General features: G+C 38.8%; 11 protein-coding genes and 1 tRNA gene. 7 read left to right on the plus strand and 5 right to left on the minus strand.

The window, feature by feature from the left end; all coding sequences use genetic code 11:
* Positions 1-45: 45 nt before the first annotated feature.
* From FGM01_RS04170 to FGM01_RS04180, 3 genes are all read left to right on the plus strand, one after another.
* A tRNA-Phe gene (locus tag FGM01_RS04170) sits at positions 46-118 on the plus strand.
* 47 nt (positions 119-165) lie between these two features.
* On the plus strand, positions 166-450 hold the full coding sequence (locus FGM01_RS04175) for a GIY-YIG nuclease family protein (protein WP_143409871.1): 285 nt from the start codon (positions 166-168) through the stop codon (positions 448-450).
* An 85-nt stretch (positions 451-535) separates the two neighbouring features.
* The gene (locus FGM01_RS04180; protein ID WP_143409872.1) at positions 536-727 is read left to right on the plus strand and encodes a GIY-YIG nuclease family protein; all 192 of its coding nucleotides are present in this window, start codon (positions 536-538) and stop codon (positions 725-727) included.
* A 479-nt stretch (positions 728-1,206) separates the two neighbouring features.
* Here the strand turns inward: FGM01_RS04180 and FGM01_RS14510 are convergent, their stop codons facing one another.
* The 3 genes from FGM01_RS14510 to era form a co-directional block, all read right to left on the minus strand.
* Entirely contained in the window at positions 1,207-1,356 is a 150-nt protein-coding gene (locus FGM01_RS14510; RefSeq protein ID WP_166435186.1) for a hypothetical protein, read from the minus strand.
* 362 nt (positions 1,357-1,718) lie between these two features.
* Positions 1,719-3,023: a ribosome biogenesis GTPase Der gene (gene der, locus FGM01_RS04185; RefSeq protein WP_143409873.1), complete on the minus strand. Its 1,305-nt coding sequence runs from the start codon at positions 3,021-3,023 to the stop codon at positions 1,719-1,721.
* A gap of 75 nt (positions 3,024-3,098) precedes the next feature.
* The gene (gene era, locus FGM01_RS04190; protein WP_143409874.1) at positions 3,099-3,986 is read right to left on the minus strand and encodes a GTPase Era; all 888 of its coding nucleotides are present in this window, start codon (positions 3,984-3,986) and stop codon (positions 3,099-3,101) included.
* Positions 3,987-4,234: 248 nt separating this feature from the next.
* On the opposite strand from era, the gene FGM01_RS04195 reads away from it, so the two are divergent.
* Both FGM01_RS04195 and FGM01_RS04200 read left to right on the plus strand, forming a co-directional pair.
* Positions 4,235-5,773, plus strand: coding sequence for a SulP family inorganic anion transporter (locus FGM01_RS04195; RefSeq protein ID WP_143409875.1), 1,539 nt, complete (start codon positions 4,235-4,237; stop codon positions 5,771-5,773).
* A gap of 319 nt (positions 5,774-6,092) precedes the next feature.
* Positions 6,093-7,553 (plus strand): TonB-dependent receptor, encoded by a 1,461-nt coding sequence (locus FGM01_RS04200; protein ID WP_143409876.1) that lies wholly within the window; start codon positions 6,093-6,095, stop codon positions 7,551-7,553.
* Here FGM01_RS04200 and FGM01_RS04205 read toward each other — a convergent pair.
* Positions 7,546-8,010, minus strand: coding sequence for an RNA methyltransferase (locus FGM01_RS04205; protein WP_143409877.1), 465 nt, complete (start codon positions 8,008-8,010; stop codon positions 7,546-7,548). The two genes, FGM01_RS04200 and FGM01_RS04205, sit on opposite strands and share 8 nt — an antisense overlap.
* A 151-nt stretch (positions 8,011-8,161) precedes the next feature.
* On the opposite strand from FGM01_RS04205, the gene FGM01_RS04210 reads away from it, so the two are divergent.
* Positions 8,162-8,791, plus strand: a complete 630-nt coding sequence (locus FGM01_RS04210; RefSeq protein ID WP_143409878.1) for a diheme cytochrome c-553 — start codon at positions 8,162-8,164, stop codon at positions 8,789-8,791.
* Between the two features lie 50 nt (positions 8,792-8,841).
* On the opposite strand, the gene FGM01_RS04215 is transcribed toward FGM01_RS04210, so the two are convergent.
* Positions 8,842-9,825 carry a hypothetical protein gene (locus tag FGM01_RS04215; protein ID WP_143409879.1) on the minus strand — a complete coding sequence of 328 codons (984 nt, stop codon included), beginning with the start codon at positions 9,823-9,825 and terminating at the stop codon, positions 8,842-8,844.
* A 223-nt stretch (positions 9,826-10,048) separates the two neighbouring features.
* On the opposite strand from FGM01_RS04215, the gene FGM01_RS04220 reads away from it, so the two are divergent.
* Positions 10,049-11,992, plus strand: coding sequence for an alpha-1,4-glucan--maltose-1-phosphate maltosyltransferase (locus FGM01_RS04220; protein ID WP_143409880.1), 1,944 nt, complete (start codon positions 10,049-10,051; stop codon positions 11,990-11,992).
* Positions 11,993-11,994: the final 2 nt, after the last annotated feature.

Below are 11,994 nucleotides of genomic sequence, written 5' to 3' on the forward strand. Positions count from 1 at the left end.
TTCCTAAAAATGAAATTATATTTGCCACCGCTTAAACAAGCAACTGGTGCCTTAGCTCAGTTGGTAGAGCAAAGGACTGAAAATCCTTGTGTCCCTGGTTCGATTCCTGGAGGCACCACCTTAAAACCCTGAACTTTTAGTTCGGGGTTTTTTAATTTTAGGCCTATGCATTATCTATATATACTTTATTCTCAAAAATTGAATAGATTTTATACAGGGGAAACTTCTGACTTACAGGCAAGATTAGAAATGCATAATACCCATCATTTTAAAAAAGCTTTCACGAAACCGGCAGATGTCTGGACTTTAAAATTAAAATTCGAAACAAGGACAAGAGATGAAGCCAGACACCTTGAGCTTTTTATAAAAAGAATGAAAAGCAGAAAATTCATTGAAAAAATCATACATAATCCACTCATTTTAGCGGAGATTTTAGCTGGAAGATCCTGACCCTGGTTCCCCCGATGCTTCGGGGCTGGAGGCACCACCTTAAAACCCTGAACTTTTTAGTTCGGGATTTTTTAATTTTAGGCTTATGCATTATCTATATATACTTTATTCTCAAAAATTGAATAGATTTTATACAGGGGAAACTTCTGACTTACAGGCAAGATTAGAAATGCATAATACCCATCATTTTAAAAAAGCTTTCACAAAACCGGCAGATGACTGGACTTTAAAATTAATATTCGAAACAAATACAAGAAATGAAGCCAAACAACTTTAGCTTTTTATAAAAAGAATGAAAAGCAGAAAATTCATTGAAAAAATCATACATAATCCTCTCATTTTAGCGGAGATATTGGCTGAAAGATCCTGACCTGGTTCCCCCGATGCTTCGGGGCTGGAGGCACCACCTTAAAACCCTGAACTTTTTAGTTCGGGGTTTTTTAATTTTAGGTCTATGTATCTCATTTAAACGTTTTAATCCTAAAAATCACAACATCTTATCAAGCTATTGCAGCAACTACAAGAGACTACTTAAATCCAAGAAATATCGTGGAAAAGGTCCTCGAAATAGCTATCATGAATAGAACCGATAACCGGAGAGATTTAACACGAATTAAGAAGCCCGGTCAAAATGACCGGGCTTTAATATGAAGGAATAATAAATTCCTTATACATTAGTTTTATGCAATAAAAATTTATCTGATCCATATAAATGATCAGAAAATGTTAATTTAAGAGTTAAGTATGTTAATCAAATTATACATTATGAACGATAACGTTCACAATAGCTCCTATAACTGCAAGTAAAATCAAAACTAAAGCCAGGGTCACCCCTATTTTAGCAAAGATATTCAGGCCTCGCAGAGATCTGTTATAATTGTCAACAAAATCGGTAAAAATTTCCATAAGCCTTCTTCTTTAAATGTTAATAATCAACCACTTAAATATAACTTAAGAGAAGCCTTATTGCAAAATTAATCGTTAAACACGCAATAAATTAGCTGTATGAAACGTTGGCAAATTTTTATTAGGAAAATCTATAGGAAAAAGTGATAAAAGACTTCAGAATAGGTCTTTAATTACTTACATATCTTCCTGCCCTAGATTGATTATTCAGGCTGCATATCCACATTTCAAATAAACATTTTGAAATTTTTTCCGTTAGAACTTATCATGGATTTAAACCTTTTTGAAATGTAAAAACCGGCAATTCCATTAAATGGAAAAGCCGGTTTTTTTTGTTAACAGACTTATGACCAGCCGGTCTTTTATTTTTTTCTAAAAAATATCGATATCGGAACTCCCGTAAAATCAAATTCCTGTCTTAATTTATTCTCCAGGAACCTTTTATAAGGATCTCTAACATATTGTGGCAAATTACAGAAAAATGCAAATTGCGGATGCGGGGTTGGTAACTGCATACAGAATTTGATTTTCACAAACTTGCCTTTGTAAGCCGGTGGCGGATTCTTCTCAATAATAGGGAGCATTACATCATTGAATTCCCTGGTTTTGATCTTTTTACTTCTGTTCTCAAACACCTTAACAGCAGTCTCTATTGCCTTGAAAACCCTTTGCTTGGTCAATACAGAAATAAATACGATTGGTACATCGGTAAATGGTTCTATTTCACGACGAATCATGGTTTCATATTCTTTCATGGTATTGGTTTCCTTATCTACCAGATCCCATTTATTTACCAGGATTACGATTCCCTTGTGATTTCTCTGTGCAAGCCAGAAAATATTCTGTACCTGTCCGTCAAATCCACGAGTAGCATCAAGTACTACCAGACAAACATCACAATTCTCAATGGCACGAACAGATCGCATTACTGAGTAAAATTCAAGATTTTCCTTCACTTTGGATTTTCTTCTGATCCCGGCAGTATCTACCAGGTTGAATTCAAATCCAAACCGGTTATACCTGGTATCTATAGCATCCCGGGTAGTTCCGGCAATATCTGTAACGATATAGCGATCTTCCCCGATAAGGGCATTTATAAATGAGGATTTACCAGCATTTGGTCTGCCGACCACGGCGAATCTCGGTAATTCAGATTCTTCTTCCTCTTCGATTTCCGGAAGGGCTTCAATCAAAGCATCCAGGAGGTCTCCGGTTCCACTACCATTAGTACTGGCGATTGGAAAATATTCTCCCAATCCCAAAGAATAGAATTCAACAGCATTGGCCAGTCGCTTATTATTGTCAACTTTATTTACAGCCAGTAGCACTGGTTTATTTACTTTTCTAAGCAAATTCGCCACTTCTTCATCCATAGAAGTAACCCCGGTTTCCACATCTACCATAAATATTATGGCATCTGCTTCATCGATGGCTAGTTCTACCTGCTTGTCAATTTCAGCTTCAAAGATATCATCACTTCCTTTTACATATCCGCCCGTGTCTATCAGGGAAAATTTCTTCCCATTCCAGTCAGACTTCCCATAATGCCTGTCACGGGTTACCCCGCTCACAGAATCGATAATAGCTTCACGACGTTGAATTAAACGGTTAAAAAAGGTCGATTTACCAACATTAGGTCTACCCACAATAGCGACAATATTGCCCATAACTATATATTAATTTCAGAGGGTAAAATTAATGGTTTTCACTAAAGCCTTACTCTCTGTATTTTCCTGAAAAGTTTATTTTTTATCGTTGTACCCGAATCTTCTAAGCTGTTTCGTATCGCTACGCCAGTTTTTGTTCACCTTTACATATAATTCCAGGTGAACCTGTTTTCCGAAGAATTTTTCGAGATCCTTTCTAGCTTCCACTCCAACTCTCTTAAGTGCTGCACCTTTATGACCAATTATGATCCCTTTCTGGGTTTCACGCTCCACCATGATCACGCTACGCATCCTTATGATATCATCTTCTTCAAAAAATTCGCTGGTTTCGATCTCGACACTATAAGGGATCTCTTTTTTATAATGAATAAGGATCTTTTCCCGGATGATCTCATTCACAAAGAAGCGCTCCGGCTTATCGGTAAGGGTATCTTTAGGGTAGAATGCCGGAGACTCCGGTAATAATTCTATAATTCTGTTGAAAACTTCAGAAACATTAAACCCTTCCAAAGCTGAAATTGGATGGATCTCTGCCGTAGGCACTTTTTCAGACCAGTATTTAACCTGCTCTTCCAGTTGCTCCTGGTTAGATTTATCGATCTTATTCAGCAATAAAAGAACCGGCACTTCAGAATGAGCTATCTTATTAAAAAATGCTTCATCCTTTAATCCCTGCTCTCCAATTTCTACTATATATATAAGTACATCGGCATCTTCGAAAGCAGATTTCACAAAATCCATCATCGATGCCTGCAATTCATAGGCTGGTTTAATGATACCCGGGGTATCACTAAGGATCACCTGGAAATCCTCCCCATTTACGATCCCTAAGATCCTGTGACGGGTAGTTTGAGCTTTAGAGGTAATTATCGAAAGTCTTTCACCTACAAAAGCATTCATTAAAGTTGATTTTCCCACGTTGGGATTACCAATAATATTTACAAATCCGGCCTTATGCGCCATAACGAAATTTTTTGCAAAGGTATTTCATTTGAATTCTGCTACCTAATCTTTATCGAATTTCTAACAATTGACCCTCAGCAACTTGGAAAATCAGGATTTTATGCAAAGAAACTACACAGATTATCAATATAACTTCCTGAAAATCATAATTTAATAATAATCTGAATCTCCATTTACAAAGGGTTGCACTTCTGTTTTTAATGACTATTTTTGCCGCTTCTTAAAAATCAAGCTGAAATAGCCTCATTATGAAAAAAGTTTTGGACTTATTCGACTTCAAACAACAGGTAAACTATAGAACGGAAGTGCTCGCAGGTTTAACTGTGGCCATGACCATGATTCCTGAGTCGCTTTCTTTCGCAATTTTAGCCGGTTTCCCTCCATTAATGGGATTATATGCTTCATTTATAATGGGTTTGGTTACAGCAATATTTGGCGGAAGACCAGGAATGATTTCGGGAGGAGCCGGTGCTACGGTAATCGTATTGATTGCCCTGATGAAATCTAACGGACTGGAATACGTTCTTGCTGCGGTTGCGCTCGCAGGGGTTATACAGATCGCAATTGGAGTTTTCAGGCTGGGAAAATTTATACGCCTGGTACCTCATCCCGTAATGTTTGGGTTCGTAAATGGTTTGGCTATTATCATTTTCATGTCTCAATTAGACCAGTTTAAGACAGTTGTAAATGGTGAAATTGTCTGGCTAACCGGAACTTCCTTATATATCATGGCAGGTTTAGTAGCTTTGACTATTGCAATCGTTGTGCTCCTGCCAAAACTTACCAAAGCCGTTCCTTCATCCCTAGTAGCCATTATTGTGGTGTTTATATTGGTTTACTTCTTTGGAATAGATACTAAAACCGTAGAAGACATTGCTTCCGTTAGTGGAGGTTTTCCACCATTCCATATTCCGCAGATCGATCTAAGCTGGCAAACCCTGGAAACTATTGCTCCATATTCGTTGATCATGGCAGCAGTAGGACTAACCGAAGGCTTACTAACCCTGAACCTGGTAGATGAAATTACAGAAACTAAAGGCAGCGGTAATAGAGAATGTATTGCGCAAGGTGGCGCCAATGTTCTTAACGGATTTTTCTTTGGTATGGGTGGTTGTCCCATGATCGCTCAAACCCTGGTAAACTTATCTGCAGGTTCCAGAGCCAGATTGTCTGGAATAGTTGCAGCTTTGACAATCCTGGTCATAGTGTTATTCGGGGCACCGGTTATAGAGCAGGTACCAATGGCTGCTTTGGTTGGAGTAATGATCATGGTAGCAATAGGTACTTTTGAATGGGCTAGTTTAAAGATCTTTAATAAGGTTCCTAAAAAGGATATTTTCCTGGTGATCCTGGTTGCTTTGATCACTGTCCTACTGCATAATCTGGCACTGGCAGTTCTGGTTGGAGTGATCCTTTCTGCCCTGTTCTTTGCCTGGGAAAGTGCCAAGAGAATCAGAGCCAGAAAATCTATCGATGAAAATGGTGTAAAGCATTATGAGATATATGGTCCGCTTTTCTTTGCCTCTACCACGAACTTTCTTGAAAAATTTGATGTGGCTAACGACCCTGAGGAGATCATAATCGATTTTAAAGACAGCCGTGTTTCAGATATGTCTGCAATTGAAGCCTTAAATGCCGTTACCCAGCGCTACAATAAAGTTGGCAAAAAGGTACATTTAAGACATTTGAGCGATGACTGCAGAAGACTGCTAAAGAATGCAGATGCCATTATCGAGGTAAATATCATGGAAGATCCTAGTTATAAAGTTGCCACAGATAAGATCTAACATTTACCCCTATCCCCGGTCTGAAAAATAAATTTAAGGACCGGGGAATTTCCTTTTTTTCAGCTTCTTGAAATCAAATACCTAAAAGACAAATATACCAGGTTATATATTTTTCAGCGCCTGGTTTCGAACTTCCTGAATGTCTTCCGTTTATAAACAGCAAATCATGCCTTTTAGGTGTAAACAGGCCATTCTGTTGTAAAATATCAATTGATTTTACCTGCGAAAATTGATATAAATTCTTTTAAACATTACTTAAAATATACAACGGGCACATATAATATCCCTAACTTTCAGAGACCAAACAAATCCATTTTCTATGAGTGCCTTAAGTGACGATGAGTTCGAAAACATTTTATCTATCCAGAATAAATGTACAAGGCTAAATCTAAACGAGAACATTTATGGAACCTTTGCCGAAATAGGCGCGGGACAGGAAACGGTACGTCATTTTTTCAGGGCGAGGAATCCTAAAGGGACCATCGCCAAAACCCTGAGCGCTTATGATAAGGATTTTAGTGATGCCATTTACGGCCTGGATCCTCAAAACAGGTATGTAACAGTTCGCCGGCTTAAGCGAATGATAGATTATGAAGCCGACCTGATCGAACAACGACTGTCAAGAAAAAAATATCCGGATAAACTTTTTTTCAGTTATGCCAATACGGTAGCTACGATAGACTGGGCCAAGAAATATAAAGGTCACGGCTGGCTGGGGATCAAATTTCAAAAAGAACCCAAACAGGAATACAGCGAGATCATTCTGCACGTTCAGTTTCATGAGAACAACGCATCCCAGCAACAAATCAGCCTGGGTATTATGGGAGTTAATCTCATTTATGCAGCATTTTACCAAAGTGAAGACCCCAAGGTCCTTATTGAAAAACTATACGATCATCTAAGCACAGATAAGATCGAGATCGACTCGATTAATTTTTCGGGTCCCGTTTTTAAGAATGTTGATAACCGGCTAATGAGCCTGGAACTGGTAAAAGAAGGCATGACCGAAGCTGTGATGTTCTCCCCTGAAGGAAATAATATTCTGCCTGCGAATGTCCTGTATAAAAAGAATATTCTTACCCTGAGAGGTAGTTTCAGACCCGTTACCAACCTTAACCTGAACATGTATATGAGTTCCAGAAAACTCTTTATGACACAGGAAGATGTAGACCCGGAAAAAACAGTCATCATTTTTGAAATGACCCTGAATAATCTAAAATCTGAAGGAAAAGATGAAATTGATGAAAAGGACTTTTTAGACCGGGCAGACCTGCTGTGCGCTTCGGGGCAGACTGTAATGATCTCGAATTTTCAGGAATATTATAAGGTGGTGGAATATTTTTCCCTACATACCAAAAAAGAGCTGGGACTGGTTATGGGCGTGGATAATCTGGTAGACATCTTCAATGAAAAATATTACCGGCACTTAAGCGGTGGAATTCTGGAAGCCTTCGGGAAACTATTCTTTAAAAGTTTAAAGGTTTATCTATACCCTATGCGTGATCAAAAAACCGGTAAGATCATCAACAGCAAAAATCTGAAAGTTCATCCACGAATGAAGGAGTTGTACAAATTCTTTATTGATAACGGCAAGGTGATAGATATTGAAGATTATGACGAAAGATTTCTTGATATCCACCCAAGACAAGTTTATGAGATGATAAATGAAGGAAATCCTGAATGGGAAGATATGGTGCCTGGTCTTACCGCAAAGATGATCAAGGAAAAGAATCTTTTTATGGGAGAAAAGGCTTCGTCTGAAAGATCATCCTCTAAGTAGAGAATTCAGTTTTCATCCCACGGTCATACATTACTATACTACCGGCAACAGATACATTCAAACTCAGGGTTGATTTAAATTTAACCAGGTAATGAGCTTTCTCGATAGCGGCATTAGAAAGTCCATGGTCTTCTGCACCCAGCAAATAAACGCAGCGACGTGGATGCTTAAATTCTTCCAATGGGCTCGCTTCATCTGTTAGTTCCACTCCTACTAACATGGCACCTTTAGGTAAATGGGCATAAAAATCCTCAAAGGTTTCATAATGGAAATAGGGCATAGCTCCTACGGCCTTATGAGTATCACAAGCCTGTTTTGAATAACGATTCCCAATAGTAAAAATAAAACTGGCCCCCATATTTTGGGCAGATCTCCAGAGCACTCCCAGGTTTTCTGGTGTTTTTCCATTCTGAATTCCGATCCCAAAAAATCCCTGCTTTAGATTATTTGTTTCCATGAGGCAAAAGTAATATATGCTGATGTTTTTCCCTCACTGGTATCGACAAAGAAATGCGGAACGTCGAATTTCAGCTGAAATTCATCGAATATTTACCTGTTTTTCAGACATATATAATAAATTAGGGTTACTACCAACCAATAATATAATTATGAAAATTTTTGAAAGCCCGGGTGTTCCCGGATTAAAAATCCGTTTTTTTCTTTTGAATTTAAGCTGTTGTCTGATCATTATTTCCTGTAATAACAAGGATTACCAAAAGGTGCCTGAAGAAAACAAAATGACCCTACAGGATAGTATTCAACACGGTGAGTACCTGGTTAAAACCATTGGATGTCATGATTGTCATTCTCCCAAAACTATGACCGAAAGGGGACCGCAGGAAATACCAGAACTGGCTTTGTCTGGTTACCTGGCAGATGACAGTATTCCTCCATTGAGTGTTGAAGCCATGAAAAATGGCTGGGTGCTTATGAATGACCAGTTAACCGCCTTTGCAGGACCTTGGGGGATTTCATATTCCTCGAATATTACCTCAGATGATACCGGCATTGGAACCTGGAACATGGAGAGGTGGAAAACGGCAATACGAAAAGGCAAATTAAAAGGTGATAATAATGGCCGGATGATTTTACCACCAATGCCCTGGCAAAATTTTGCGAAACTGACCGATGAAGATCTGGAATCTATCTTCAAATACTTAAAGAGCACCAAACCCGTGAAGAATGCGGTTCCGGCACCGGTATCTCCTGTGAAACTGGATAGCCTGAAGACGGTATAAAAAAGCCCGAAATACGGAATGAATCAAACTTCTGTTTTTCGGGCTATATATTATTTTACAGTGAAGGTTTTTAGCATTCCTTTACCTTGCGGGTCTGGTATTTCTGCGATTAGCGCATAATTACCCGGTCTGAGGTCTGCTGTGAAATAACCGGTGCCGCCACTATCCATTTCCTGCATTCCTCCAAGAAATTTAAAGCCCTGTGGGGCCGGGGTCTGCAATCCTTCAGGAGCTGCCCAATTCATCCAGTCATTTAATTGAGAAATATCAGAACCCTGTCCTACCCAAACCAAATGCACATCGTGCATCACATAATTTTCGTAAACTTTTTGCTCACCAAAATCTACTTTAAAAATCTTTTTACCCGCAGATGGGTTTTGGTTAAATACTATTCCTTCAGTAGCATTAATGGACACGGTATAATCTTCCCTAATCTCGGCTTTAGAACTATCTGCAGCCACCACCTGAATTTCCTTGACCATTCCCTGGGCCGAATGGAACATTCCATTAGGCATTTTTACATAGCATTCCAGGATATAAGTACCCGGCTCAAGGTAAATTGTAGATTCTGCAGTGCTGTTAGCAGAGATAAGTCCCACCCCACCTTTAAATTTTACTCCCTGAAACCATTCGGGAATTTTCGCAAAAGCTGCATTAGCTTCCTCCATTTTACCCTCAATAATAAAGTTCATTCCTTCCTGAAATGGCGGGATTAGTTCCGTTTTTGCGTTTTCTATACCATAACCATCCGGATAGCGGTCGAATAAAACAAAATGGGTTTCATTGGATTTATTATTATAACGGAAAGTATGCCAACCGGAATCTAATTTATCTTTGGTTTTGAATTCCATGGCGTTCGTCACGATAGTTGTAACGTCGGGACCACGTTCGGTTTCTTTTTTACTTTCCTGAATTTCCTCCGTTTGATTTTCCGGGTCTTTCTTCTTTTCATCCTGACAGGACAGGAACGAAACACTAAAAAAAATAATAAAAAGGGAATGTAAACATGCTGAAATTAATTTGTCGATTTTCATATCTGTGAAATTTGATTGGTTCAAACTAATCTGCAGGGCTACTTAAAAGTCCAAATTTTTCCCCAGAATCGCAAAATTTCCAGCGTTATATTGAAATTGTTATCTCCTAAAACTTAATTAATTGTCAAAAAATCAAACAAGTTTCCAAATTAGAATGATAATCAAAATCAGTTTATTAAATTTAAGATTCTGGTTATTCAAAAATTATAAAAACTAAGCCCGTATGCTCGAAAAAAGCAGAATTGTTATTGAGAATATTACTCCGGTCATTAATTGCGGGGATTATGCAGTAAAAAGAGTAGTTGACGAGATCGTTGAAATAAATGCAGACATATTTGGTGATGGCCACGACATAATTCAGGCTTCAGTTTTTTATAAACACCGGCAACAAAAGACCTGGAACGAAACCAGGATGCACCCAACAGTTAATGATAGCTGGAAAGCCCATTTCATGGTAGAAGAACAGGGTGATTATGAATATTACCTGCAGGGATGGGAAGATCATGGACTTAACTGGCGTCATGGGATAATAAAAAAAATAGAAGATGGGCAAAAAGTACAATCTGAATTACTTGAAGGAGCTGAACTTTTAAAACCACTTTTAAAAAAATGTACTAAGTCTGAAGCCGAACTTGTAAAACGAGCTATTACTTCTTTTAGCGATGCGCAAAAATATGATGAAGCAATAGAAATTTGCCTGGATGAAAATTTAGAAAGAGTTTTTAAAGAACATCCCATTAAGGCGGTTCCCTATGAATCTGACAAGATCCCGGTTTATGTAGATCGTCTCAAAGCCAGGTTTAGTACCTGGTATGAATTCTTTCCGCGGTCTTCATCTTCTGAAGAGAATAAGCATGGCACTTTCAGGGAGTGCGAGGCAATACTCCCAAGAATCTCAGAAATGGGATTCGATGTCCTGTATTTTCCGCCAGTGCATCCAATAGGAGAAGTAAACCGGAAAGGTAAAAACAATGCTACAAACGCGGGAACAGATGACGTGGGCTCCCCATGGGGAATAGGTTCTAAACTGGGTGGACACAGGGATCTACATCCTCAATTGGGAAACCTGAAAGATTTTAAATCCCTGGTAAAAAGAGCCAAAGACCACGGAATCGAGGTGGCCATGGATTTTGCGCTCCAGGCTGCGCCAGACCACCCATATGTCAAGGAACACCCAAAATGGTTTAAATGGAGGCCCGACGGTAGCATTCAATACGCTGAAAATCCACCCAAGAAATACCAGGATATCCTACCCATATATTTTGAATCTGAAGAATGGAAAAAAATGTGGGAAGAGTTTCGCGATATCGTTCTGTACTGGATCGAAGAGGCAGGAATCAATATTTTCAGAGTTGATAATCCACACACCAAGCCTTTTTATTTCTGGGGATGGCTAATTTCTGAAGTCAAGAAAAAGCATCCTGACACGCTATTCCTGTCTGAAGCATTTACCCGTCCGAAAATTATGGAGCAACTGGCAAAACAGGGATTCACTCAATCTTACACTTATTTTACCTGGCGTAACAGCAAACATGAGTTAACCGATTATGTGGAGCAGCTTACTAAAACAGAACTGAAACAATACTTCAGACCTAATTTCTGGCCTAATACTCCTGATATTAATCCGTTTCACCTCCAGGGAGCTAATGAGTCTATGTACATGATCAGGTATTTTCTTGCCGCCACCCTAAGTTCAAATACAGGAATCTACGGACCTGTTTTTGAGTTTATGGTATCTGATGCTATGCCTGGAAAAGAAGAATATTTTGATTCTGAAAAATACCAGATAAGACACTGGGACTGGAAAGCTGAAAATAAGTTAATGCGGGTCATCGCCAAGATCAACCGCGCAAGGAAAGAGAACCCATCCCTGCAACAAACCAACAACATTCAATTTTGCGAGATCCACGATGATGGTTTGATGGCATACTACAAATTTGACCAGGCCCGTGAGAATCATACTCTGATGGTGGTTAGCCTGGATCCACATAACTCAAAACAGGCATCTGTGAAAGTACCCAGACATGAATTAGGTCTGGATTTTGGGCAGTCTATTACCGTTGAGGATCTAATCACAGGAAATTCCTATAACTGGGAACAGGAATGGTGTTTTGTTGAATTACACCCGGGGATGCCATTTCATTTATTCAAAATTCATAAAAATTAAGA

It is taken from the genome of Christiangramia sabulilitoris (assembly GCF_007050985.1).
GTDB classification, from domain to species: domain Bacteria; phylum Bacteroidota; class Bacteroidia; order Flavobacteriales; family Flavobacteriaceae; genus Christiangramia; species Christiangramia sabulilitoris.